The organism is Ruegeria sp. CDSA246 (genome assembly GCF_059611225.1).
The window spans coordinates 32,243-56,079 of the sequence record NZ_JBXWPD010000013.1 but is presented as its reverse complement, the minus strand read 5'-3'; the positions used below and the strand labels follow the sequence as shown (position 1 = coordinate 56,079).

The window sequence follows — 23,837 nt, the reverse complement described above, 5'->3', positions numbered from 1 at the left end:
CTCATGCACATCGCTCCCTATGACAATCAGAACAAACCGATCGTCGACGCCGATGATCCAACGGTTCCGCTGAATTACTTCAACATCGTCAAACTGAAAAAGGGCGAAGCATTTGAATATCAGGTGCCCGGATATGAGACGTGTATCGTACCCGCCACGGGCAGTGTCGATATCGATGTAGAAGGCGAGCAGTTCGCCAAGCTGGGCAAGCGGGGCGAAGACGTCTGGGATGGGGATCCGGAAGGCGTTTATGTGCCGGTCGGCGCTAAGGTCCAACTGGTCTGCGTGTCAGATGAAACCGAAATCTTCATAGCGGGCGCTAAGTACGACAAGGTACTGGATCCGTTCGATGTGCGTGAACACGACCTTGTGCAATACGGCAGCGACGACACGAAAACTCATCGCAAAATCAAACACATCCTCGGCCAGAAACAGCACGACAAAGTGGGTCGCCTGCTGATCAGTGAGCTGTTCACCGTGGGTCAGGGCGGCTGGTCCGGCTTCCCCAGCCACAAGCATGACACGAACCGTCTGCCCGACGAGACGCGGCACGACGAGACCTACAATTTCCGTTTCAAACCCAACTGGGGATCGGGCCTTCAGATGTTGCAGCGTGAGGACAACGAACCGGGCGATGCGTACCACATCGTCGACGGCTCAACGATCTGCATCGACAAGGGGTACCACCCCTGCTGTGTTCTGCCGGGATACGAGATGTACTATTTCACCATCCTGGGCGGTCTGACTCAGCGTTCGCTGGTTCAGTACTTTCAACCAATCCATGCCTATCAGGTCGAGACCATTCCGGGCATCAAAGACATGATTGCCAAATTCAAATGACCCTCGCCACGCTCAAAGACGTCCTCACCCCCGCATACGAAAACGGCTACGCTGTTGGCGGGCTTGTTACGCTGGGATGGGAGGATATGCGCGCTTATGTAGCCGCAGCCGAGGCTGAAAATGCGCCGGTGATCCTACAAGCCGGCCCAAGCTGTCGCGAGCACACACCCCTGCCTGTTTTGGGCAAGATGTTTCGCTTCCTGGCCGAAAATGCCTCGGTTCCGGTCGTGGCCCATCTGGATCACGGTTATACATTCGAGGACTGCAAGATCGCATTGGACAGCGGGTTCACGTCGTTGATGTTCGACGGATCGCGTAAGCCATTGCAGCAAAACATCGACGAAACAGCAGCCATTGCAGAAATGGCCCATGCGGCCGGTATTTCCTGCGAAGGTGAGATCGGCTTTGTCGGCTATTCCGGCGGCGAAGGATCGAACGGGACAGATCCAAACGAGGCCGCGCAGTTCGCTCGTGAAAGCGGCGTGGACGCAATGGCCATCTCAGTCGGAAACGTTCATCTGCAACAAAACAAAGAAGGCGGATTGGACGAGGCTCGCATCGCCGGAATCGACGCTGCGACAAGTGTTCCGTTGGTCATTCATGGCGGTTCTGGTGTGCCCGTGGAACAACGCAGCCGATTGGCGAAGGAAACGTCGATCTGCAAGTTCAATATCGGGACAGAACTGCGCATGGCATTTGGTAACGCACTGCGCGAGGCAGTCAACCGAGACCCTGACAGTTTTGACCGCGTGACGATCCTGAAAGAGACCCACGACCCGGTTGAGGCGGCAGCTCGCATGGTCATTCGGGCCTTTGGTTCCCCTGCGCAAAGGTAGGCGTGGGCGTTACGCGTCGCGCTCCATGATCCATTCAACTTCGGGGGCCGGAACAAAGCGCCATTTGCGCAGCGGTCCGGCCATAACGTTCAGATAATACATCTCGAACCCATAAGGTGCGCCGCATGGGTGATGACCGCGGGGCACGCAAACAACATCGCCATCGGATACAGCCATAGTCTCATCCAACTGCCCGTCATCGGTATAGACACGCTGGATCCCGAACCCGTTTGCCGGGTTCAGACGGTGGTAGTAGGTCTCTTCCAGATAGGTGATCCGCGGAAAATCATCTTCATCGTGTCGATGGCTGGGATACGATGACCAATGCCCGTTTGGCGTAAACACTTCGGTCACCAGCAAGCTATCAGCATAGTCCTCATTCTCCATCGCGATGTTGTTGATATAGCGCGTATTTACGCCCTTGCCGCGCTCGGTCAAAGTAATGCCTTCGGGGCCGATGCGTCGCGCAGAGTGGCCACTCTTGCCCGGGGCTGTACACACCGCAATCACGCAATCCGTTTCGGCTGTGGCCGTCCATTCTGTGCCGTTCGGCAGATAAAGACAGTGCGGCGGCGTCTTCTCAAAAACGTTCATCCGATCGCCCAGAACACCCCAGTCCCGCTCAGCTCCGGCGATGCGGGCCTTGCCCTCGACCATGACCAGAATGACCTCGCGATCACCCGTTGCCTCGGCCACTGTATCGCCTGCCCGAAGGTGGTAAAGACCAAACCCCACATAGCGCCACCCGGCACTGGCCGGAGTGATGTCATGCACTTTACCTCTGGTCCCAAAGGGCTTTTTGAGCAGGTCGGCCATGTGTTTTTCTCCGTGTGGGGCGGGCGTGGAATGCCCGCCCGTATTCCTTCAGGCAGCTTGCCTTGTTTGCAGCGCCGAGAATGTCTCGGCCAATTGTTGTTCGGTCCAGCCTTCTGACACAGCACGACGCAAAATGTCGGCCTGACTTTCCGGGGCGTTGCCACCGACCGGAGGATCCGTATCCAGATTGGTCGGGAACGGGTATCCCTCTGCCGTGGCGGCGATGACTGCATCCAGTTCGGCCCCTTTCAGCTGTCCACGTTGTTTCAACGCAACAAGCGACGGAAATACCACCTCGGACATAGACCGTCGGTCAACAGCTTCCATTGCGCGGCCAAATGCAGATGAGATTTGCAACAAGTTCGCCATTCGGTCGATATCCGCACTGCGATTTTCACCAGCCGCATGGAACAGTGCCGGGTTGAAGAACACAGCATCCCCCTTGTCCAGCGCCAGCTGGATATAGCAGTCTTCGAAATGCGCGCGGTGGCCCTCGTCATGAAACGCCAGGTAGCCCGGCGGATAAATCTGCGAGAACGGCAGCAGCTTCGTTGGCCCGCTTTCGACTGGCATGTCGCAATGGGCAATCGCCCCCTGCAATGTCAGTGATGCCGTAACAAGATGTGCGTGCACTGGATAGCGCGCAGCACTTTCTGCGCTCTGAAATCCAAGGTGGTAATCCCTGTGCGCCTGCTGCGCTTTACCGCCTGGACGCACTTGATTGATCTGTGCCGTGACCTGATAGTTTGGCCCCAACCACGCCTCGCAGGCTGCAGCAACAGCCGTGTTCCCGAAATAGAGGGCAAAACCCTCGGGGTCGCGCTGACATTGCTTTTGCAGGGCGTTCCAGATCCGATCATTGGCCCCGGACGCCGCAAAGTGGTCACCCTCTCCCGCGCCGCTTTGTCTTTCGTCAGCTATGATCTGGCGAAAGACATCGGTTGCGCGGTCAATCACGGACGTATCGGCGAACGCACGTTTCAGAACGATTACGCCTGACGATTTGTCCAACACATGGCCCCACTCGGCCAGCAGAGCCTTGCGCTTACCTACGTTTTCCAGCGCAGGGCGCAGCTCGTCCATGTCATAAACTGGAACGTTCTTTTCGATCGTGGTGGCGTACGGGACGACATCGGCTGTAAGTTTCTGCGAGGTCAACACCTTGAATTCATCCAGATCACAGGATTCCCGGTCGAAATAGCCGATAAAACCTAACTGTTGATCTACCATGATCTTCTCCTTTTTCATGGCTTAGGTGTTAACCCCGTAGGGAGAGTCGTTACGCCTGGACCTCCAAACCCGCCTGTCCACAGGCGTCGAGAATGTGCTCGTAACCTTTCTTGGAGTATTCATATGGCGGTGCCTTGGCCGGGTCCTGTTCGGCCTCGACAACGATCCATCCGTTGTAACCCAAGGATTTGAGCGCATTCGCCACGGCCTGAAAATCGATACAACCATCGCCCGGCACGGTGAAAGCTCCGGCAACGACCGCGTCCAGGAAACTGCGGTCATTTTCTTTTACGTCCTGCACAATGGCCGGGCGGATGTCTTTGAAATGCACATGATGCACGCGATCACCCCAACGGTTCAGCGTTGCCATCACATCGCCACCACCGAATAGCAGGTGACCAGTGTCAAAGCACAACTTTACTTCGGGTCCAGACCCTTCCATCAACCAGTTCACGTCATCCTCTGTCTCGATGACCGTGCCCATGTGATGATGATAGGCCATCGGCATACCCTGGTCGGCCATCCATTTGGCCAGCTCGGTGATCTTGGCGGCATAGGCCAACACTTCGTCTTTGGTCAGCCTGGGTCGGTTGTTCACCGGCGTACCCGCTTGACCCTGCACGGTATTCGAGCATTCCGCATAGACGATGCACGGGCTGTTCAAGGCGACAAACTGCTCAACCTGTTCCCGCACGGCCTCACGTTCTGCAGCGAAATCATTGACCAGCGAGGCACCCGAGCACCACCCGCCACAGAGCGCGATGTCGCTGCCTTCCAGATAGGCACGCAACCCTTCGGTATCGCTGGGCATCCGCTGACCACGCTCCACACCGGTGTATCCGATCTCGCGCGCCTCTTTCAGCGCCTGTTCCATCGTATACGCAGCGGTCAGGTCCGGCAGGTCATCATTCTGCCAGGCGATCGGAGAAATCCCGATTTTCACGCTCATTTCGTGTTTCTTTCCTTGATCGCCAGCTCATAGGCCGCGCGTTTTTCGTTCACTTCGGGGCGGATGCTGACTTCCGGAACCGCCACTTCCCACCACGTCCCGCCGTATTCGGTCGAGGGGTACGGATCGGTGTCGATGACCACCACATAAGGCCCTTTGACATCGCCACGCTTGGCAAGCGCGTCTTCCAGTGCCGCAATCGAGCTGACCTTGACCGAGGTCGCGCCCATTGCCGCGGCGTGGGCCGCGAAATCGATGGCCGAGGGGTTCTCGTGCACAGCATGATCCAGCAGATTGTTAAACTCGGCTCCACCTGTGCCCATCTGCAGACGGTTGATACAGCCAAAGCCGCGATTGTCGGTAATGACCACGGTGAACGAGATACCCATCATCGCAGCCGAAGCCATTTCCGAGTTCGCCATCATATAGGTGCCATCGCCGGTAAAGCAGATCACATCGCGATCCGGTTGCGCCATCTTGATGCCCATCGCACCGGCAATCTCATACCCCATGCAACTGAAACCATATTCCATGTGATAGGCACCCGAACGCGGCGCTTTCCACAGCTTGTGCAGTTCTCCGGGCATGGTGCCCGCCGCGCACATGACGACAGTATCGTTGTTCGAGGCACGCTGGACCGCACCAACCACCTGCATATCGGTCGGCAGCGCATTGCCGTCGCCAGGGGCATCGGTCAGTTTGTCGACCTTGCCGTACCAATCCGCCTTAAGCGTATCTGCCACAGGATCGGCACGGTATCCTTGCAAAGCCGAACCCAGCTCCTCAAGCCCAACGCGCGCATCTGACTGCAGGGGCATCGCGCCGTGCTTTTCAGCATCATAGGCAGCGGTATTCAGGCAAATCATTTCGCGCTGTGGGTTCGAAAACAAACCCCATGAGCCGGTCGTGAAATCCTGCAAGCGCGAGCCAACGGCCAGCACCAGATCCGCTTCAGCGCAGACCGAGTTTGCCGGTTCGCCACCGGTCACGCCCACGGGTCCAAGGTTCAGTGGATGATCCCATGCCAGGGCGGATTTGCCTGCTTGTGTCTCAGTGATCGGGATATTGTGCGTTTCCACAAAACTCTGCAGCGCATCCGTCGCGCCCGAATAGTGAACTCCGCCCCCGGCCACGATGACCGGGCGCTTTGCCGCTTTGATGGCAGCGACGGCGCGGGCCAGTTCGCCTTCGTCGGGGCGAATGCGACGCTGGTACCAGACGCGGGGCTCAAAGAAGCTTTCGGGATAGTCATAGGCCTCGGCCTGAACATCCTGACAGAAGGCCAGTGTTGCCGGCCCGCAATCAGCGGGGTCTGTCATCGTGCGGAAGGCGCGCGGCAGAGCGGATAGCAGATGCTCTGGCCTTGAGATGCGGTCGAAGTAACGGCTGACAGGTTTGAAACAGTCGTTCGCGCTGACCGTTCCGTCCCCAAAGCTCTCAATCTGCTGCAACACAGGATCAGGACCGCGCGTCGCGAAGATATCCCCGGGGATGATCAACACCGGCAACCGGTTCACATGTGCCAAGGCGGCGGCTGTCACCATGTTGGTCGCACCCGGTCCAATGGACGACGTCACCGCCATCGCACGCGTGCGCCGCATCTGCTTCGCATATGCGATAGCACAATGCGCCATCGTCTGTTCGTTATGGCCGCGATAGGTCGGCAGGCTGTCTTTTACAGCATGCAGCGCCTCACCCAGGCCAGCCACGTTGCCGTGGCCGAAAATAGCCCAGACACCTGCGACAAACGGCTCTCCGGCCTCGTTCATCTGCGCGCCCAAGTAGCGGACCAGAGCTTGCGCTGCGGTCAATCTGATAGTCTTGCCCATATTGATCCCTTTCAACTTGAGGCCACTCAGGCCAATTCGTTGAATACCAGTTTTTCGAAAGCTGGGTCTGCGCAGGATCGCGTCAGACCGTTCCGCCCAAAGACCCTTCCAGCTGGGCCAGTTCCTGACCACCTGCCATCAGGTCCTGTAGTTCTTCGGGCGAGATTTCGCCGCGTTTTGCGGTGCCCAGTGTTTGGCCACGGTTCAACACGGTAAAGCGATCGCCCACAGCCAGCGCGTGACGCACGTTGTGGCTGATGAAAACAACCCCCACACCCTGGCTGCGTACTTTGTCGATGGTCGCCAGAACGTTTGATGTCTGACGCACACCCAGTGCCGATGTCGGTTCGTCCAAAATCAGGATTTTGGCACCGAAATGCACGGCCCGTGCAATCGCAACCGTCTGACGTTCGCCCCCGGACAAAGTGCCGACGGCCTGATCTGGCCCACGCAGGTTGATGCCCATCTTGCGCATCTCTTCCATGGTGATTTCGTCGGCCAGCTTCTTATCGAAGAAGCTCATCCCAGCGACTTTGCGCGTGGGTTCGTTGCCCATGAAGAAGTTCCGGCTGACACTCATCAGCGGGATCATCGCCAAATGCTGGTGCACGGTTGCGATACCAGCTTCAATGGCATCGCGCGGGTCCTCGAAGTGCATAGGTTTGTCTTCGAAGATGATCTCACCTGCTGTCGGCTTGTGGACCCCGGACATTGTCTTGATGAAGGTCGATTTACCCGCACCATTGTCGCCTAGCAGACAGTGACACTCCCCTGGCTTCAGATCAAAGCTGACCCCAGCCAAAGCAATTACGGAACCGAAGTGCTTTTGGATGTCGATCATCTGGATGATCGGCTTTTTGTCCTGTGCATCACCGTGGTGGAATTTTGAATCTTCGGTCATCTCAGCGTTCTCCTGTGATGATGCGACGAATGTAGGTGTTCAGAATCACGGCACCCAGCAGGATCACACCCAGGAACACCCGGAACAGAGAGCTTTCGACCCCGGCAAAGAACAGCCCCTGCTGCACCACGCCAAAGATCAGCGCCCCAAGGGCCGCACCCAAAACCGAGCCGTATCCGCCGGTCAACAGCGCGCCGCCAATCACCACGGCGATGATGGCCTCGAATTCCTTCAGCAACCCGCGATCCGCACCGGCGGAACCGAATTCCATCACCTGACAGGTCGCAAAAACCGTCGCGCAGAAGGCGGTGAACATGAACATCAGAACTTTGACTCTGTTCACCGGAACGCCCGAGTTTCGCGCGGCCTCAGCGTCACCGCCAGAGGCGAAGATCCAGTTGCCAAACTTTGTTTTGGTCAGAAGCACATGGCCGAAGATGATAATCAAGATGGCCCAAATGATCAGCATCGGGATCCCATCAACCACCGGCTGACCCTCGCGCGTACCGCGTTCGAAAGTTTCTATAATGCCATTATCGCCCAGCCAGACGAAAAAGCCCTGCCCAATCTTGCCGCCAAACATCGATGCCAGCCAGTCACCTTCGGCCACATCCCGGATGCCGCCAATGATGGTCTTCCGCTCGATGGTTTGCGGCAGGAAAATGGTAAAGCCACGCAGAATGAACAGGAAGGCCAGCGTTACGATAAAACTTGGCAACCCGGTGCGCACGACGATAAAGCCGTTCAGGGCCCCAATCGAGACGCAAAGTACAAAGGTCACCATAATAGCAATCCAGACCGGCCAGCTAAGAGTAACCGAGAAAATCGCGATCATCATGCCTGCGAACCCGATCATTGAGCCGACAGAAAGGTCAAACTCGCCCGCAATCATAAGCAAACAGGCACCAACAGCGATGATCATGAACTGCGCGGAAACCACGGACCAGTTCATCACGCCCTGGCTGGTGAACATGCCGCTGTCAAAAGCGAACAGCAGGAAAAACGTGAACACCGCGACTGTGCCGACCATTCCGCCCAATTCGGGGCGTATCAGGGCCTGGCGCAGGGGTGAGATCTCTTTTACCCGCTCGTCGCCGCCGACTGCGGATTGCGCTGACTCAGCCATTGTTGCCTCCTTGGCGCGTTCGTCTGAATGCTTGCATCAGGTGGTGCGGACACACGTCATGCGTCCGCACCGTTTTGAAGGTCAGCGGTATTCGCCCGCGAACTCTTCGATCTTTTCCAACCCGTCAGCGGTCACAAAACCGGGGCCAGAGTTGATGTTGTTGCCCGGCAAAACGCCGTAACGGTGGTAGTTTGTCATCACGACAACTGGCAGGTAGGCCTGCAGGAAAGGCTGTTGGTCGATGCCCCACTGGATCACGCCGCTTTTGATGCCTTTGACGATTTCGCCACCCAGATCGAAGGTGCCGAAGTAGATGTCACCGGCCATGCCATTTTCTTCCAGTGCCAGAATGGTCGGGTCAGCCGAAGTCGGGCCAAGTGTCAAAACGGCGTCAGTGTCGGGGTTTGCCGACAGGTATGCCAGAACGCGGTTCTTGATCTCGGCCGGATCTTGTCCTGCGTCGATCATCTGCTCGCCCAGTTCGATGCCCAGACCGTCTGCAAAGCCCTGACAGCGTTCTTGGCTGGATGGCTGCACGATGTAGTGGTTCACGCACAGGAACGAGCTGATGCCATCGCCTTTGGCGCGCTGGCCAGCAGCCAATCCAGCGTCATATTCCGGCTGTCCGACATACATCAGCGCACCAACTTCGCGCGCCTTTTCCGGCGTGCCGGTGTTCATGATGATGACGTCGATACCGGAATCCACGGCGGCTTTGATCGGACCTTCCAGAATGTCCGGGTCGGCAAGCGTGGTGATGATACCATTGGGTCCCGAAGCGGCGGCTTGATCGATAATCCGCGCCATGTCGGCAAGGTCACCGGTGGGCGGGTTGCGATATTCAACCTCAACACCCATCTGATCGCCCGCCAGGGCAATACCGTTCTTGATGGTGTTCCACCAGCTGTCACTGTCCGGAGCATGGCTGACCAGAATATATTTCTCGCCTTCCGCCGCAACGCCTGTGGCGCCGGCAAATGCGACTGCGCTGGCCATCAGCACACCTTTTACGATTTTTTTCATTTCCATTCCTCCCAATAGAAAATTCAATCTTGGTGCCGGGTCCGCCCGGCCATTCGGCTAAACCGAATCTCGTCTGCTCCGATCGGTGATCGGGCTTCCTTCAGTTTCCGGATATCCGATCATTTTGCAACCGGTTTCAAAAAACTTCCTCCATCGCAACGGGCCTTTCGGACTGCGCCGAGCGCGTTGCGGCTTCGGCCATAGCCAACGCCGCGACACCATCCTCAAGTGTTACCGGCACGTCCAAGCCGGACTGAACGGCGCGCGTAAACGCATCCCATTCGGCGCGGTAAGCGGCCATGTAGCGTTCAAGAAAGAAGTATGTTGGCTTCGCTCCGGTCACGCCTTCAGCCGTTGATTTAACAATTGAGTTCTCAAGGACATTATGCGCCTGCAAAAGGCCCTTTGAGCCTAGCAGTTCGACCCGTTGATCATACCCGTATGCTGCCCGCCGCGAGTTCTTGATAACAGCGAGGCTTCCATCCAGGTAAGTCATTGTTACCACAGCCGTATCCACGTCACCGGCCTGCCCTATTTCCGGATCGACGACCGAGGTTCCCACGGCTGAAATGGTGACAGGAATTTGTCCCGTCAGGTAGTTGGCCATATCAAAATCATGGATCATCATGTCCCGGAACAACCCGCCTGATACCTTGACATAACTTACCGGAGGCGGCGCCGGATCAAACGACGTAATGGACAATAGTTCAGCTTTACCGACCTCGCCCGCATCATAGGCGGCTTTCAGCGTCTGGAAATTTGGGTCGAAGCGACGGTTGAAGCCAAGCATGACCGGTTGACCAGTCGCGCCCGCGGCTTTTTGGCAAATTTTTGCTCGCTCAAGGTTCAGATCGACGGGTTTTTCGCACAGGACCGCTTTGCCGGCCTGCGTTGCCGCTTCGATCAGATCGGAATGCGTATCGGTAGGCGTTGCGATCAGAACCGCATCAATGGTGGAATCACCGATAATCTCCTCAGAGCTTTGCACCCTGGCTCCGTACTCAGCAGCCAATCCTACAGCGGCATCATTCACCGCGTCTGAAATAGCTGTCAATTCGGTTTTGGGGTGTGCCGAAATCGCTTCCGCATGCACGCGACCAATACGTCCGGCCCCCAGCAATCCGATCTTCAACATACGGTCCCCCGAATCAATTCTCAGGTGACACAATCAATATTTTTGCAACCGGTTGCAACATTTAATTTCGACCGCCCTATTCTGCCTTGAAAGGCTCAAGGCTGTCTCGGAACTGTTCGATGAATTCCAGAGTCACCAGTGAAGGTTGCTTCAAAATTGGTCGAACAAGAGAAAGAGTATGCGGCAGAAATGGCTTGAACGGTCGATAGCTTAACCCGTGGGCTGCGTATTGGACGGCGTCCAGTTCGCTCACGACGGAAACGCCAACGCCTTTCACGGCCAATTCACATGCCGCCGTGAACTGCCTGACTTCAATATGGGAATTCAATTCCACATTGGCACTTTGAAACGCTTTTGAGAGCCGTCCAAAAAAGTCGCTGTCGCGTCGCGTGTGGATAATTTTGCTATTCACGAGGTCCGCCGGAGTAACCTCGGTGAGGTTTTCCAATTCACTTCCGGTGGGGAACACACAAACCGTCCGGACCTCGATATCCCAGCTTTCGACGGCGGGGTGACCGTTAAAGCTGTCTGTGATCCCGAAATCATACTGCTCGCCGATCATCCATTCGAGAATGCGCTCGGGTCTGTCAGGTTCGATCGTCAGGGTTACGCCGGGCCGATCTTTCAAGAATCTGGCGACAACGTCGGGCAAATGGCTGGTGGCAAATCCGGGCAAGCATGCAACACGGATGTGCCCTGCTTTACGCTGTGTGATGTCCTGGCTGACGTCAGAAATTTGCCTCATCAGTTCTAGAACGCGCTCGACGCTGGGCAAAAGATACCGCACTTCCTGCGTCGGCACCAACCGGCCTTCGCGGCGATCGAAAAGCTGAAACCCAAGTGACTTTTCAAGATCCGAAAGCAACCTGCTGACGGCTGGCTGGCTCACCCCCAGGTCAGCCGCTGCCGCCGTGACAGAGCCGTTGGTGGTGACAGCCATAAGGGCTTCTAACTGCCGGACCCTAAGAATTTGACTCATTACCGATCCCAATCTGCCGCCCTCGCCTCATAACACTATGTTATTTTTTTATCCAGTAAATTGGGCTTGAATTATATTTCTGTAACGTTAACGTCGTGAAATCGTCATGTGTGCCGTTTACCCGTTGCGGTCGGTATTCAACGAAGCATCGAACCTGATGCATGGGAGGAATCATGAAAAAGAATTTTCTCGGCGCTCTCGCCGTAACAACTGCATTGTCCCCAGTGGCGGCAATGGCACAAACCGAGGTTCAGTTCTGGCACGCCTTTACCGGCCGCCTTGGTGAGCTTGTCAAAGCCCAAGTGGAAGAATTCAACGCCAGTCAGGACGAGTATGTCGTGGTTGAAAGCCACAAGGGCAACTACTCGGAAACCCTGAACGCAGGCATTGCTGCCTTCCGCGCCGGTGAGCAGCCGCAAATCCTGATGGTATTCGAGGTCGGCACGGCAACTATGATGTCAGCCGAAGGTGCGATCCGACCGGTCTACGAAGTGATGGCTGAAAGTGGCGCGTCTTTTGATCCCGACGCATATATCGGTGCCGTCAAAGGATACTATACGACCACTGACGGGGACATGCTTTCGCTGCCCTTCAACTCATCCACACCGGTTCTGTGGGTCAACCGCGATGCGTTCGAAGCGGCAGGCGTTGATCCAGACACGGATCTGTCCACTTGGGAAAAAGTTGGAGACGTACTTGAACAGCTCAAGGCCGGGGGCGAAGACTGCCCGCTGGTCACCGCATGGCAAAGCTGGATCCATCTTGAAAACATGTCGGCCTATCACGACGTTCCATTCGCGTCTCAGGACAACGGTTTTGCCGGTCTGGATACCGAACTGATGCTGAACGGTCCAGCGCAGGTGGCACACCTGACCGCGATGGGTGACTGGGCCAAGGATGGCAAGTTCATCTACACCGGTCGCAGAAACGAAGGTGGTGCGAACTTCCGGTCAGGCGAATGCGCATTGTTCACTGAAAGTTCGGCAGGTTACGCGGGCATCAAGGCAGAGGCCGAATTCGACTTTGACGTCCGCCCGCTGCCCTATTGGGAAGCCGTCACAAGTGAGCCGCAGAACACCATTATCGGTGGCGCATCCCTTTGGGTAATGGAAGGTCATGACCCTGAGGAGTACAAGGGCGTCGGAGAGTTTCTGAGCTTCCTGTCATCGTCTGATGTGCAGTCGGCCTGGCACCAGAACACCGGATACCTTCCGATCACGGCCGAAGCGGGTGATGCGACCCGTGCGGCAGGTTTTTATGACGAAAACCCCGGCACCGACATCGCAGTGATCCAGATGACCGCGAAAGAGCCGACCGCGAATTCCAAAGGTCTGCGTCTGGGGTCATTCGACCAGATCCGCGGTATCATCGACGAAGAGCTTGAGGCCGTCTGGGCCGGTGAGAAAACTGCTCAGGAAGCGATGGATAGCGCGAAGGAACGTGGTGACGCGCTGCTGCGCCGCTTCGAATCCGCCAATCAATAAGTCATAACTTCATGCGGGCCCTTCTCGGGCCCGCATAGTCATTCTCCAGTGGACTTTCAGGATGGAAAAACGCGTCACCTTTCGCGGCTGGCTATTGCCATTGGCGCTGATCGCCCCACAGGTCATCATTTCCGCCGTCTTCTTCTTTTATCCCGCCGGTCAGGCGGTGTGGCAGTCCCTGTTCATTCCCGACCCGTTCGGTCTGTCGTCGCAGTTTGTGGGGCTTGGCAACTTTGAGTTCCTGCTGAGCGACAAGTATTATCGCGCATCTTTCGTCACAACCGCCGTGTTTTCAACGCTTGTGACGCTCTGTTCAATGATTCCGGCGCTATTTCTGGCAGTTATCGCGGACAGGCTCATTAAAGGTTCGGGTGTTTATCGCACATTGCTGATCTGGCCCTATGCCGTGGCCCCCGCTGTGGCCGGTGTGCTTTGGCTGTTCATGTTCAATACACGCGTTGGTGTGGTGTCATGGTATCTCAGCCAGCTTGGCTATGACTGGAACCATGTCCTGAACGACACCGAAGCTATGGGGTTGGTTGTTGTCGCCTCGGCCTGGGGCCGCATCAGCTATAACTTCCTGTTCTTCTTTGCAGCGCTGCAATCCGTTCCCCGCTCGGTCATCGAAGCGGCGGCAATTGACGGCGCGCATTTCTGGCGCCGGTTCTTCACGATAGTGTTGCCGCTGCTATCTCCGACAGCCTTCTTCTTGCTGGTAGTCAACGTTGTTTACGCCTTCTTTGAAACCTTCGGCGTTATCCACACAATCACCGGCGGCGGCCCGCAACAGGCGACTACAATTCTTGTCTACAAGGTCTTCTCAGACGGGTTTGTCGGGCAAGACCTTGGCTCATCCTCGGCGCAATCGGTCATTCTGCTGATCGTGGTCGGCCTGCTGACCGTGATCCAATTCAAATACGTGGAAAAGAGGGTGCATTACTGATGGCGGCCCAACAACACGGAATGGTCGAGAAACGCGGTGCGGGCATCTGGTTGACCCATGCGTTCATGATCCTTGGCGTTTTGATAATCTTCTTCCCGATCTGGCTGGCCTTTGTGGCCTCGACCGTGACCCAGGCCGACATCGTCTCGCCGCCCATGCCCGTGGTGCCGGGTGATCAGTTCTGGGTGAACTACAAAGCGGCGCTGTTCTCAGGGGTAAACGTGCCGGTTGCGACGATGCTGTTCAACAGTCTGGTGATGGCCATTGGCATCGCGGTGGGCAAAATCATCATCTCGCTACTGTCCGCTTTTGCGATTGTCTACTTCAAGTTTCCCGGCCGCACGACGTTCTTTTGGTTGATTTTTCTGACCCTGATGCTGCCGGTCGAAGTGCGGATCGTTCCAACATTCGAGGTTGTGGCCGGGTTTGGCATGCTCAACAGTTACTACGGTCTGATCTTTCCCCTGATTGCCTCCGCCACGGCAACGTTTCTATTCCGTCAGTTCTTCCTGACCATCCCTGATGAACTGGCCGAAGCTGCCCGCGTGGATGGCGCGCGACCGATGCGGTTCTTCATCGACATTTTAGTGCCCATGAGTCGAACCAATATCGCGGCGCTGTTTGTGATCCTGTTTATCTACGGCTGGAACCAATACCTGTGGCCGCTGCTGATCACGACAGACCCTGAAATGAACACCATCGTGATGGGCATCAAACAGATGTTCCCATCGGGTGATGATTTTGCGCATTGGCCCACAATTATGGCGACCTCAATTCTGGCAATGATCCCTCCGGTCATCGTGGTGGTGTCGATGCAAAAGCTCTTTGTCCGCGGCCTTGTCGATAGCGAGAAGTAAGAAATGGCAACAGTAACACTTGAAAATGTCAAAAAAAGCTTTGGCCCGACGGATGTGATCCACGGTATTGATGTCGATATCGCAGACGGAGAGTTCATCGTGATCGTCGGCCCCTCGGGCTGCGGTAAATCCACGCTGCTGCGAATGGTGGCAGGGTTGGAAACGGTTACGTACGGGGAAATCCGGATCGGCGAGGAACGGGCCAACGACAAAGAGCCAATGGATCGGGACATCGCGATGGTGTTCCAGAACTATGCGCTCTACCCGCACATGTCCGTGCGTCAGAACATGGGTTACGGCCTGAAGATTGCCGGACTTCCCAAAGATCAGATCGATCAAAAGGTGACTGCCGCGGCCAAGCTATTGCAGTTGGAACCCTTGCTGGATCGTAAGCCCAGACAGCTGTCGGGCGGTCAACGCCAAAGGGTGGCCATGGGCCGTGCCATTGTCCGCGAACCAGCTGTCTTCCTGTTTGATGAGCCGCTCTCGAACCTCGATGCCAAGCTGCGTGTTCAGATGCGCCTGGAGATCCGAGAGCTTCAGGAAAAGCTTGGAGTCACCTCCCTGTACGTTACGCACGACCAGGTCGAGGCCATGACAATGGCGGACAGGATGATCGTGATGAATGGCGGTATCGCCGAGCAGATTGGAACGCCACTGGAAGTTTACGAAACACCCAGAACTCTGTTCGCAGCGCAGTTTATTGGCAGCCCTGCGATGAATGTGTTTGATGCCCGACGTGAAAACGGGATGGTCAAGATCGGAGAAATTGAGATCGGTGCATCCCAGGGGCCTGATATCGAGGTAAAATTGGGCATGCGGCCAGAGCATCTGTTGTTGGATGAAAACGGTCCGCTGGAAGCTACGATTCAGATTGCGGAACCGTTGGGGGCAAACACACTATTGCATGGCCAACTCATAGGCACTGGCAGCGCGATTACGATAAGCCTTCCGGGTGTCCACCCAATCGAAGGCCAGCATCCGAACATGCGGTTTTCGATCGCCTCAGAGAATATGCACCTGTTTGACCATTCAACCGGTGAAAGGCTGCAAAACTGATGACGTTTCCACAGGTTGAAGCCTTTCGTGGCGGTGAAAACCTGATCCGGGTTGTGGGTCATCGCGGCGCACGCGGCGTTCTGCCTGAAAACAGCATGATCGGCTTTGACTTTTCGCTGTCCATCGGCGTCCCGCTCCTGGAATTTGACGTCGTGCTTACGGCAGATGACGTTCCGGTCATAACCCACAACCACCGACTGCACGCACCGACATTTCGTGACGCCAATGGTCGATTTTTGGTGGGAGAAGAGCCAAAGGTTTCCTCGTTGACCGTCGAACAGATTCAGCAATTCGACATCGGGCGGTTGGACGGGCATTCGGCTTATGGTCGTCGCTTTCCAGACCAGGCCCAAATGGATGGTGTTCGTGTTCCAACGCTGATGAACCTGCTGGAATTGGTCGATGACCCAAAATACAGCGATGCCTGTCTGATGCTCGAACTAAAGTCAGATCCCGATCTGGCCCATGATACGCCCTACAGAGAGAATTTTGTCGGGCGGGTTCTTCAAGACGTTCGCGCCAAGAAATTGTCATCGCGTGCGGTTCTGCACAGTTTTGACTGGACTCTATTGGAAGAATGTCAGCGACAGGCCCCCGATATGCCGTCTTCGTACCTGACGCAGCTTCCAGAGAACGCAGCCGATGTGGGCGAGGACTCATCAAAAACAGTTTGTCCGGACTTTCGTGGCCGTCGCGATGAAATTCCAAAGTTGGTCAAGGAAGCGGGTGGTGGGCTTTGGTGCCCGTACTTTGCAGATGTGACCGCAGAAAATGTTGATCATGCAAAATCGTTGGGCCTGTGTGTTGCAGTGTGGACAGTCAACGAACCCGACGACATAGACAGGATGATCAATCTTGGTGTGGATTCAATCGTGTCGGATTATCCCGGACGAGTTCAAAGACATCTTTCGGATTTCGGCATCAGGTGGAATACCGCGCGATAGGACAGCCAGAATTTGCATGAATGCAAAGGGCACTGTCCTGTCCGGACTTTAAAAGCCGGGTGTCCAATCCTCTCCCCAGACCTCACGCCATAGGAAAGATCGGGGCGAGTTCGATTTGACATGCCCCACATTCCAAAGGGCCCATTTCGGATCCGAATATGGCCCCCACTGCTGATCCAACCGAGCACAAAGCTCTTTCACAACAGACGCATATTCCGGATCATCTGCCATGTTCACACGTTCATCAGGGTCATTCGCCAAATCAAAGAGCGTATGTCCAAATCCAAAAGAGGTGGGCTAAAAGCGGCGCATGAAGTTCCATCGGCAGGTTCGGGTCGAGCGAATTTCCTCCTGCTCCATGAAAATCTCATCGGCCCAATCCGCCGTATCCTGTTCAAGCAGAGGCCGCATCGTACGCGCGTGGCTTTCTCTCGCTCCAATGGTTTAGCGCCTGTGTAATCAAGCATCGTGGCAATGATGTCCGTTGCCCCAACCAGATGATCGCAAACCTGTCCACGGCGCGGCGCGTGCTGTGATTTGATGATCATCGGGATGTGGCTGGCCTCGCAATGCGTATTTGACGGCCGGCTATCTTCGCCATGACCCCAAAAGCCATATTCGCCTGAAGCCATGCCATGATCGGACATATAGATCACCACGTATCGTCGGTTTGGCTATGCACCTCAGACGGACCTGTTCGGGTGCCTTTGACGTATAGCAAGGAAGATTTCAGACCCGAGACCTAAAGGCATAGCTCATATGCGCACATGGCCCGCAAAGGTCAGCTCAAATGCTTCTAAACAGATACGTCATTGTTCCGAACGCAACCGCATCTTGTGATGGGCGGCAATGCGGCGGGATACATCTGTCGGATTGCCACAGGGATCAATTGCGCCAACTCTTGCGAAGTAACCGCGATCCACATCCGCAAGCGTATCGCAATACACCCGTAGCGATGAAGGCCGTTCAGAAAACGCCAACACCTGTTCGATACGTCCAAGCAGGTTCTTCCGGTCCGTCGCAGGTTCAGCCGGGTTCGCGGCACCGCATTTGAAATGTACCGAGGCTTGCAGACACCGTGCCGATGTAACCGCATTGATCTCGGCCAAGCCCGACGGCACATCCTGATCAGAACCAAGCCGGAAAACAGCCCCCGATATCCCCTTGTCCCGATGGGCGGCCAATGTGTCCAGCATACCGGTATCAGATGCGGAAAAACCGTGATTGATCACATGGTAGTACACTGATCCAGCTGCCAGATCATCTTTGGACCTCATCCGGGACAGATAAATCGGCAGCCCTGTGAACGCCTGCGCAACCGAAATTGCAGGTAGACAGTCTTCATACTTATCCCAATCGATGGTGATCTCCCAACCCGTAAGGACTCCGTACAACGATTGGGCCAACCCAACATCGGCCTCCGTCGGGGCACCAAAGCTGAACAAGGTCGGGCGGACACCCAAACCGTGCAGCGCCCGCAGCCTGTCGACGCGATCGGGGCGTCGGATGTCGGACATGGGTATTCTGATATCGCGGACACCCATCTCAATCAGGGCCAGCAGCGGATAGTCATTTCGGGCCAATTTGCGGTCAAACTCATCCAATCCGCCGGACGGGGCGATTTCGCTGATTTCAGCCCAGTTGGCCCGCAGGTCGAAACCGATGGATGGACGCTTGTTTTCCAATGGGGTTGGCCCTGCCGGACATGCCAGTGCAGCCTCTTGTTCGGCCCCCTGCTCTGCCCCCTGCGTTCTGACGATCTGAACCGTATGCCCATTTTCGTAGATATTGACGACAAAGTAGCCAAGCTTTCCCCGGTCATCCCGACCATACTCGGTACCTTCCGGCGGCGCAGCGCGCAGCATTTCACTGTAGTCCTGCCGCACGAAACTGGTTGCGGGCGCAAGGTAATAGTCAGTCCCCAACACGCGGTCATACCAGAAGTTGTGGGCATGACCGCAGAACATCAGATCCACTTTGTGTGTCTTGAGCAATCCAAGCAGCCACTCTCGGCCCGGAGGATCTGTGTTGTCGTAATGCGGAGCCTCATCTGGCGTGCAGATATAGGCCGGGTGATGATAGGCTAAGACAATGCGCCCAGTTGTCTGTTTCAAAGTGGTCTCAACCCATTGGCGTTGCTCTGCTTCCTCGGGCAGGCCCGAATTGAGCAGTTGGGCATTGAACATCACAAATGTGATGCCCTTATGGACAATGCTTTGGTATTGCGGCCCGAACTCCTGCGTCCAGGCCGCGATCATCGGCGGCGTGGTCGGGGCGGCAGGGGCACCCGAGACGGGTGTATCCCCGATATCGTGGTTTCCCGGTGTGAAATAGATCGGCACCGAAAGCTCCGAGGCTATCCTGCGAAATGCGTCGGCGGCCTGACTGTATATCGGTCCGGATTCGGGAACGGGGTGCACCAGATCACCCAGATGCAGAACAAAGTCGATGTCACGTTGGTTGAGGTCGGACACCACGTGCCGGAACCTGCGATTCGCGCGCGCGTTTACAGGGAAGGGTGAATTGCAGCTGTCTTCATCGACATTGACATGTGTATCGGAGATCACGGCGAACGAAAAAACCCGCTCGCCGAGATGTGTATTTTGTGGAATGGCCATCGCTCAGCCGCCCGTGGTCAAGACTGACGCCTTGCCAGTGCGTGCCGCCTCGATCCGACTGCGGATCAGGACAAATACCGACAGTGCAGTCAGACCCCAGAAGACAATACAGATCGCATTGCGGAAGAAGATCGTCGGATCACCATCAGAGATCAAAAGCGATTGTCGGAAGTTGTCTTCAAGCAACGGCCCCAGCACAAAGGCGATAAGGAAAGGTGCCACTGGAACATCCAGCTTAAGCATCAAATAACCGACCAGCCCCATCGACAGCATGATGAAGACATCAAACAGTGTGTTGTTCACCGCATAGGCACCGTAGACGCACAGTACGAAAACGATGGGGTACAGGATTCTGTTCGGCACCGTTGCGACCCGGCTGAAGAACTTGATCGCGACTTTGCCGACCACAAACAAATAGGCCGAGCTGAGCAGGATGCCCATGAACAAGGCGTAGATCATTGGCAGGTTCTGGTCGAACATCAGCGGACCAGGGCGCAAGCCGTGGATCATGAAAGCACCCAGAATAACCGCCGTAATCACATCGCCCGGGACACCCAGAGCAAGCAACGGGATCATGGTTGCACCGGCAACCCCGTTGTTGCCCGCCTCAGCGGCGGCAATGCCCTCGATTTCACCCTTACCGAAGTTTTCCGGGTTCTTCGAGTTCCGGCGCGCCTCGGAATAGGACAGAAACGCTGCTGGCGCACCCCCGATCCCGGGAATTGCACCCAGGATAACGCCAAAGATACTGCCGCGCACAACGGACTTCAGCACGCGCTTGAACTCGGCAAAAGTCGCGCCTGTGCCCAATTCCTGCTTAGACGCTCCGGGCGGTCGGGCACGTCGCGTCGCACGGTCAATGATTTCGGGCAAGGCAAAGAGCCCGATCAGAACCGGTATAAAGCTTAGGCCGCTCATTAGGCGATAGTCGCCAAAGACAAAGCGTTCCGTGCCATAGATCAGATCCAGACCGACTGTCGCCAAGATCAGGCCAAGCGACGCGGATACGATGCCTTTTGACAGGCTGGGACCGGATACACCGGCGATGATGGTCAGCGAGAAGACAATCAGCGTGAAGAATTCTGGCGGACCAAACCGCAGCGCGAAGCTGGCCAGAACGCCAGCAAACAGGATCAGCGCAATGTTCGAGATCAGATCCGCCACACAGGACGAATACAGGGCAATGTCCAGTGCCTTACGTGCTTGCCCTTTCTGTGTCAGCGGATAGCCATCCAAAACGGTACAGGATGCCGCCGGCGTCCCCGGCGTCTTGATCAGGATCGCGGTCAGAGAGCCACCATAAAGGCCGCCTTTGTAAACACCCAGCAACAGCAAGATGCCCGCCACCGGAGGCATGCTGAACGTAAATGGCAGCGCCAGCGCCACGCCCATCGGCGTGGTCATGCCGGGGATTGCCCCGATCACTGTCCCAATCGCAACACCGATGCCTACGACAAGAATGTTTTGAAGGCTGAAGAAAATCGAAAAGGCTTCGAGAATGATATCCATAGGTTACGACTCCTTTTCACCCAAACATGCCAAGCGGAATTGGAACGTTGGCGACATAGCGAAAGAACAGATACAGCAACACCGGCACCCCGATGCTCAGACAGGCGATCATTACGTATTTGCGTTCGCCAAAAAACAGCATCATCGCGGCAATCAGAAACACCGATGTCACCACCATGCCAAGGGTCGTCAGGCTGAAATAAAAGCCGAACAGGACGACGATCAAAACAAGTGTGCGCAACACCGCCGGGAGTGTGGCCAACTTGTATTGCGCTGCCGCCTCGGCATCTTCCTCATCATCAGCCGGGGGCTGTTGCAGAAAAATGCTTTCCAATATTAGGGCCACTGATGCGAGCACTGCCCCCCAGGCGATTATTCTTGGCCAGAAATCCGGAGACAACGCCGATATCTTCACGCTTCCCGGCACCGCAACGCCTTTTGGAATAAACAAGAATATCGCCGCAAGCCCCACCGCGCAAAAAATGACCCCGGCCAAAAGGTCTCTGCTTTTGGTGAATTGCATTTCGTTTCCTCCCTGGATGGCCGTCATCTGCAAAGTCCGCAAAGACACACCACCTTTGACTTTCGCCTCCGCGTTGACGTCCGGAATCGCACCTCACCCAAACCCTCCGACGGTATGATGCGTTTCACTAAATAGTTGCCAACGGTAAGTAAATAACATATGGTTTTGATAAGGGCAATAAAAAAAACACGTCCAAACAAACCTAGTTAAGGGAGGTAACCTTATGGTTTTTTTAAATAAAATAGCTGCAGCCGCCGGATTCGCTGTGGCGCTTACCGCATCTGCGGCGATGGCGGAGTATCCATCCAAACCCGTCACGCTGGTTGTTCCATACGGCCCAGGCGGCGCAGCTGATCTGGCGGCCCGCATCATCGGCGCCGAGGCCCCGGAATACCTTGGCGGCAATGTGCTTGTGGTTAACCAGGCCGGTGCCGGTGGCGTCACCGGCTCAACCATGGTGGCCAAGGGGAACCCTGATGGGCACACTCTGCTGATGTCACGCGTTGGCTCGCAGGCTACGGTGCCCGCCATGAACACCACCATTCCCTACACGTGGGACGAGTTCACCTTTTTGGGGCTGGTGGAGACCAACCCCTTTGTGATCGCAGTTGGCGCGGATTCCGAATACCAGTCCTTCGAAGATCTGGCCAACGCGATCCAAAGCGGTGAACGTCTGACCTATTCCTCCGCTGGTGTCGGAACATTGCTGCACATGGCTGTTTTGATCCTGTTGGATGATCTGGGCGTCGATCCCGAGGCGTTGATCCACGTGCCCTTCAAAGGGGGCGGCGCAGCAACCACAGGTGTTGTCAGCGGAAATGCCGACTTCATCTTCCACAACCTCTCAGGTCTGATCGGTCCGATCGAAAGTGGTCAGCTTCGCCCCCTGCTGACCAGCACGACCGAACGCGTACCATCTCTGCCCGACACGCCGACCGCCGCAGAAGCCGGTCATCCGGCGCTTGAAGCGGTGGTAGGCTGGTCCGGCGTCTGGGGCCCGAAAGACATGCCGCAGGAAGCTGCGGACAAGTGGGTCGCAGTTCTGGAAAACCTGTCCACCGATGAAAGCTGGATCGCATCCACAGAAAAGCTGGGCTCAATCCCGCAGGTCATGTCACCAGAGGACACCAAGATCTTTGTCGAAGCCCAGTATAACAAATTCCGCGAAGTGGCGGATAAGTTGGGAATGGTTGTGCGCTAACGGCACCCGGTAACCGATGAAGACAAAATGGGCCTCTCGGTTAAGCCGGGGGGCCTTTTTTCTCGTAGAGTTTTCGCTCGGGGATGCGCCGAATGACGACCACAATCATTCAGGCAATTTTGCCGTTGTGGGGCTACCTGATCGTCGGCTACCTGCTGCGTCGGGCCATCCCACGATCACAGGTTTTCTGGCGCTGGCTGAATCAGATAAGTTATCTGGTGCTGTTGCCGCTGACCATCTTCGCCCTGCTTGTCGGGGCTGGAGCGCTGGCCGCCTTATCGCTCAAGCTGGGCTTGGTTCTATTTGCTGCCTATCTGATCCTGTTCACGGCGCTTGCCCTGTCTTATTTGCGCATTTCCGCTCTGCGCCAACATACCGATGCCTATAGCAGCATGGTGCAGACTGCCACCCGACTGAACGTACCTGCTGGGGTGTTGCTCACTACCACTCTGGTCGGAGCATCAGCGGATGCGGCCGTGGGAACGATCATTATCGCAACCGTACCTCTGATCAATTTCGCTAATGTTCTGATTATTATGATCTGCCATCGGCCGCCACATTCCTCGGTCCTGACCATCGCGCGCATGACCGCGTTCAACCCGCTGGTCATCGCCTGCACCGCGGGGCTCGGGTGTCTTTTATTCGGCGTTGACCTTCCGGCAGCCCCGGCCGAGCTACTAACCATCATCGCCCAGATCGGACCCCCAGCAATGCTAGTGGGGATCGGGGCATCACTGGACGGGCTACGAATACAAGGGCAAATGCGCTTTGTTGTGGCCGCAAATATAGCCAAGCTGCTCGCACTGCCGATGTTGGTTCTGGCATTGGGGTGGATGGTGGCATTGGGACCACTGCACTTGTTAATTGCCGTGATCTTTGCCGCCCTGCCAACCGCACCCAACGGCCTTGTGCTGGCGCTGCAGTTTGGCGGGGACATCCGGACCTATTCCGCAGCCCTGCTGTGGCAGACAGTGGCGGCAATCGCAACGCTACCATTCTGGATCTGGCTTGCCGCTGCTGCCTGAAGACAAAAAA

At 56.1% G+C, this 23,837-nt stretch carries 22 protein-coding genes and 1 pseudogene; 9 read left to right on the top strand and 14 right to left on the bottom strand.

The features are described 5' to 3' along the window. The first annotated feature begins 3 nt into the window (after nt 1-3). Together AC2FI9_RS16900 and AC2FI9_RS16895 are read left to right on the top strand one after the other, a co-directional pair. Nucleotides 4-840, top strand: coding sequence for a 5-deoxy-glucuronate isomerase (locus tag AC2FI9_RS16900; protein ID WP_496769232.1), 837 nt, complete (start codon nt 4-6; stop codon nt 838-840). After that, nucleotides 837-1,676, top strand: a complete 840-nt coding sequence (locus AC2FI9_RS16895; RefSeq protein ID WP_496769231.1) for a class II fructose-bisphosphate aldolase — start codon at nt 837-839, stop codon at nt 1,674-1,676. The genes AC2FI9_RS16900 and AC2FI9_RS16895 overlap by 4 nt, the downstream gene beginning before the upstream one ends. 9 nt (nt 1,677-1,685) lie before the next feature. On the opposite strand, the gene iolB is transcribed toward AC2FI9_RS16895, so the two are convergent. From iolB to AC2FI9_RS16850, 9 genes are all read right to left on the bottom strand, one after another. Next, nucleotides 1,686-2,492: a 5-deoxy-glucuronate isomerase gene (gene iolB / locus AC2FI9_RS16890; RefSeq protein ID WP_472725092.1), complete on the bottom strand. Its 807-nt coding sequence runs from the start codon at nt 2,490-2,492 to the stop codon at nt 1,686-1,688. Nucleotides 2,493-2,540: 48 nt separating this feature from the next. After that, entirely contained in the window at nt 2,541-3,722 is a 1,182-nt protein-coding gene (locus AC2FI9_RS16885) for a phytanoyl-CoA dioxygenase family protein (protein WP_496769229.1), read from the bottom strand. A 49-nt stretch (nt 3,723-3,771) separates the two neighbouring features. Beyond that, on the bottom strand, nt 3,772-4,671 hold the full coding sequence (iolE, locus tag AC2FI9_RS16880) for a myo-inosose-2 dehydratase (protein ID WP_496769227.1): 900 nt from the start codon (nt 4,669-4,671) through the stop codon (nt 3,772-3,774). Further along, nucleotides 4,668-6,500 carry a 3D-(3,5/4)-trihydroxycyclohexane-1,2-dione acylhydrolase (decyclizing) gene (gene iolD, locus AC2FI9_RS16875; protein ID WP_496769225.1) on the bottom strand — a complete coding sequence of 611 codons (1,833 nt, stop codon included), beginning with the start codon at nt 6,498-6,500 and terminating at the stop codon, nt 4,668-4,670. The genes iolE and iolD overlap by 4 nt, the downstream gene beginning before the upstream one ends. 82 nt (nt 6,501-6,582) lie before the next feature. Further along, nucleotides 6,583-7,401 carry an ATP-binding cassette domain-containing protein gene (locus AC2FI9_RS16870; RefSeq protein WP_496769223.1) on the bottom strand — a complete coding sequence of 273 codons (819 nt, stop codon included), beginning with the start codon at nt 7,399-7,401 and terminating at the stop codon, nt 6,583-6,585. Nucleotide 7,402: 1 nt separating this feature from the next. After that, on the bottom strand, nt 7,403-8,527 hold the full coding sequence (locus tag AC2FI9_RS16865) for an ABC transporter permease (protein WP_496769221.1): 1,125 nt from the start codon (nt 8,525-8,527) through the stop codon (nt 7,403-7,405). A gap of 81 nt (nt 8,528-8,608) precedes the next feature. Next, nucleotides 8,609-9,550: a sugar ABC transporter substrate-binding protein gene (locus AC2FI9_RS16860; protein WP_058277254.1), complete on the bottom strand. Its 942-nt coding sequence runs from the start codon at nt 9,548-9,550 to the stop codon at nt 8,609-8,611. Between the two features lie 136 nt (nt 9,551-9,686). Further along, nucleotides 9,687-10,685 (bottom strand): inositol 2-dehydrogenase, encoded by a 999-nt coding sequence (gene iolG, locus AC2FI9_RS16855; RefSeq protein WP_496769220.1) that lies wholly within the window; start codon nt 10,683-10,685, stop codon nt 9,687-9,689. 76 nt (nt 10,686-10,761) lie between these two features. After that, nucleotides 10,762-11,664 (bottom strand): LysR substrate-binding domain-containing protein, encoded by a 903-nt coding sequence (locus AC2FI9_RS16850; protein ID WP_496769218.1) that lies wholly within the window; start codon nt 11,662-11,664, stop codon nt 10,762-10,764. Nucleotides 11,665-11,837: 173 nt separating this feature from the next. Between AC2FI9_RS16850 and ugpB the strand changes: the two genes are divergently transcribed. The 5 genes from ugpB to AC2FI9_RS16825 all read left to right on the top strand — a co-directional run bounded on the left by ugpB (nt 11,838) and on the right by AC2FI9_RS16825 (nt 16,951). Beyond that, nucleotides 11,838-13,148: a sn-glycerol-3-phosphate ABC transporter substrate-binding protein UgpB gene (gene ugpB / locus AC2FI9_RS16845; protein WP_058277255.1), complete on the top strand. Its 1,311-nt coding sequence runs from the start codon at nt 11,838-11,840 to the stop codon at nt 13,146-13,148. A 61-nt stretch (nt 13,149-13,209) separates the two neighbouring features. Beyond that, nucleotides 13,210-14,091: a sn-glycerol-3-phosphate ABC transporter permease UgpA gene (gene ugpA / locus AC2FI9_RS16840; RefSeq protein ID WP_170415890.1), complete on the top strand. Its 882-nt coding sequence runs from the start codon at nt 13,210-13,212 to the stop codon at nt 14,089-14,091. A gap of 20 nt (nt 14,092-14,111) precedes the next feature. Then, on the top strand, nt 14,112-14,948 hold the full coding sequence (gene ugpE / locus AC2FI9_RS16835; RefSeq protein WP_496769325.1) for a sn-glycerol-3-phosphate ABC transporter permease UgpE: 837 nt from the start codon (nt 14,112-14,114) through the stop codon (nt 14,946-14,948). A 3-nt stretch (nt 14,949-14,951) separates the two neighbouring features. After that, nucleotides 14,952-16,007 carry a sn-glycerol-3-phosphate ABC transporter ATP-binding protein UgpC gene (gene ugpC / locus AC2FI9_RS16830; RefSeq protein WP_496769216.1) on the top strand — a complete coding sequence of 352 codons (1,056 nt, stop codon included), beginning with the start codon at nt 14,952-14,954 and terminating at the stop codon, nt 16,005-16,007. Continuing rightward, complete coding sequence (locus AC2FI9_RS16825) at nt 16,007-16,951, top strand: glycerophosphodiester phosphodiesterase family protein (RefSeq protein ID WP_496769214.1); 945 nt, start codon at nt 16,007-16,009, stop codon at nt 16,949-16,951. Before ugpC ends, AC2FI9_RS16825 begins: the two co-directional genes overlap by 1 nt. Nucleotides 16,952-16,999: 48 nt before the next feature. On the opposite strand, the gene AC2FI9_RS16820 is transcribed toward AC2FI9_RS16825, so the two are convergent. The 5 genes and pseudogenes from AC2FI9_RS16820 to AC2FI9_RS16800 all read right to left on the bottom strand — a co-directional run bounded on the left by AC2FI9_RS16820 (nt 17,000) and on the right by AC2FI9_RS16800 (nt 21,601). Further along, the gene (locus tag AC2FI9_RS16820; protein ID WP_496769333.1) at nt 17,000-17,212 is read right to left on the bottom strand and encodes a hypothetical protein; all 213 of its coding nucleotides are present in this window, start codon (nt 17,210-17,212) and stop codon (nt 17,000-17,002) included. Nucleotides 17,213-17,409: 197 nt separating this feature from the next. After that, nucleotides 17,410-17,607, bottom strand: a pseudogene (locus AC2FI9_RS16815) (sulfatase-like hydrolase/transferase); the annotation flags it as partial. Nucleotides 17,608-17,760: 153 nt separating this feature from the next. Next, nucleotides 17,761-19,569 (bottom strand): metallophosphoesterase family protein, encoded by a 1,809-nt coding sequence (locus AC2FI9_RS16810; protein WP_496769213.1) that lies wholly within the window; start codon nt 19,567-19,569, stop codon nt 17,761-17,763. 3 nt (nt 19,570-19,572) lie between these two features. Further along, nucleotides 19,573-21,078, bottom strand: a complete 1,506-nt coding sequence (locus AC2FI9_RS16805) for a tripartite tricarboxylate transporter permease (protein ID WP_496723089.1) — start codon at nt 21,076-21,078, stop codon at nt 19,573-19,575. Between the two features lie 16 nt (nt 21,079-21,094). Then, a complete protein-coding gene (locus AC2FI9_RS16800; RefSeq protein WP_496769211.1) occupies nt 21,095-21,601 on the bottom strand; it encodes a tripartite tricarboxylate transporter TctB family protein in 507 nt (168 codons plus the stop codon). Nucleotides 21,602-21,824: 223 nt separating this feature from the next. On the opposite strand from AC2FI9_RS16800, the gene AC2FI9_RS16795 reads away from it, so the two are divergent. Together AC2FI9_RS16795 and AC2FI9_RS16790 are read left to right on the top strand one after the other, a co-directional pair. Continuing rightward, nucleotides 21,825-22,802: a Bug family tripartite tricarboxylate transporter substrate binding protein gene (locus tag AC2FI9_RS16795; RefSeq protein WP_496769208.1), complete on the top strand. Its 978-nt coding sequence runs from the start codon at nt 21,825-21,827 to the stop codon at nt 22,800-22,802. A gap of 92 nt (nt 22,803-22,894) precedes the next feature. Next, complete coding sequence (locus AC2FI9_RS16790; protein WP_496769206.1) at nt 22,895-23,827, top strand: AEC family transporter; 933 nt, start codon at nt 22,895-22,897, stop codon at nt 23,825-23,827. The last annotated feature ends 10 nt before the right edge of the window (nt 23,828-23,837 follow it).

Excerpts from the sequence above, each read along its gene's own strand:
- AC2FI9_RS16900 (WP_496769232.1), top strand. The coding sequence starts at position 4 with ATGCACATCGCTCCCTATGACAATCAGAACAAACCGATCGTCGACGCC.
- AC2FI9_RS16895 (WP_496769231.1), top strand. The coding sequence starts at position 837 with ATGACCCTCGCCACGCTCAAAGACGTCCTCACCCCCGCATACGAAAAC.
- iolB (WP_472725092.1), bottom strand. The coding sequence starts at position 2,492 with ATGGCCGACCTGCTCAAAAAGCCCTTTGGGACCAGAGGTAAAGTGCAT.
- AC2FI9_RS16885 (WP_496769229.1), bottom strand. The coding sequence starts at position 3,722 with ATGGTAGATCAACAGTTAGGTTTTATCGGCTATTTCGACCGGGAATCC.
- iolE (WP_496769227.1), bottom strand. The coding sequence starts at position 4,671 with ATGAGCGTGAAAATCGGGATTTCTCCGATCGCCTGGCAGAATGATGAC.
- iolD (WP_496769225.1), bottom strand. The coding sequence starts at position 6,500 with ATGGGCAAGACTATCAGATTGACCGCAGCGCAAGCTCTGGTCCGCTAC.
- AC2FI9_RS16870 (WP_496769223.1), bottom strand. The coding sequence starts at position 7,401 with ATGACCGAAGATTCAAAATTCCACCACGGTGATGCACAGGACAAAAAG.
- AC2FI9_RS16865 (WP_496769221.1), bottom strand. The coding sequence starts at position 8,527 with ATGGCTGAGTCAGCGCAATCCGCAGTCGGCGGCGACGAGCGGGTAAAA.
- AC2FI9_RS16860 (WP_058277254.1), bottom strand. The coding sequence starts at position 9,550 with ATGAAAAAAATCGTAAAAGGTGTGCTGATGGCCAGCGCAGTCGCATTT.
- iolG (WP_496769220.1), bottom strand. The coding sequence starts at position 10,685 with ATGTTGAAGATCGGATTGCTGGGGGCCGGACGTATTGGTCGCGTGCAT.
- AC2FI9_RS16850 (WP_496769218.1), bottom strand. The coding sequence starts at position 11,664 with ATGAGTCAAATTCTTAGGGTCCGGCAGTTAGAAGCCCTTATGGCTGTC.
- ugpB (WP_058277255.1), top strand. The coding sequence starts at position 11,838 with ATGAAAAAGAATTTTCTCGGCGCTCTCGCCGTAACAACTGCATTGTCC.
- ugpA (WP_170415890.1), top strand. The coding sequence starts at position 13,210 with ATGGAAAAACGCGTCACCTTTCGCGGCTGGCTATTGCCATTGGCGCTG.
- ugpE (WP_496769325.1), top strand. The coding sequence starts at position 14,112 with ATGGTCGAGAAACGCGGTGCGGGCATCTGGTTGACCCATGCGTTCATG.
- ugpC (WP_496769216.1), top strand. The coding sequence starts at position 14,952 with ATGGCAACAGTAACACTTGAAAATGTCAAAAAAAGCTTTGGCCCGACG.
- AC2FI9_RS16825 (WP_496769214.1), top strand. The coding sequence starts at position 16,007 with ATGACGTTTCCACAGGTTGAAGCCTTTCGTGGCGGTGAAAACCTGATC.
- AC2FI9_RS16810 (WP_496769213.1), bottom strand. The coding sequence starts at position 19,569 with ATGGCCATTCCACAAAATACACATCTCGGCGAGCGGGTTTTTTCGTTC.
- AC2FI9_RS16805 (WP_496723089.1), bottom strand. The coding sequence starts at position 21,078 with ATGGATATCATTCTCGAAGCCTTTTCGATTTTCTTCAGCCTTCAAAAC.
- AC2FI9_RS16800 (WP_496769211.1), bottom strand. The coding sequence starts at position 21,601 with ATGCAATTCACCAAAAGCAGAGACCTTTTGGCCGGGGTCATTTTTTGC.
- AC2FI9_RS16795 (WP_496769208.1), top strand. The coding sequence starts at position 21,825 with ATGGTTTTTTTAAATAAAATAGCTGCAGCCGCCGGATTCGCTGTGGCG.
- AC2FI9_RS16790 (WP_496769206.1), top strand. The coding sequence starts at position 22,895 with ATGACGACCACAATCATTCAGGCAATTTTGCCGTTGTGGGGCTACCTG.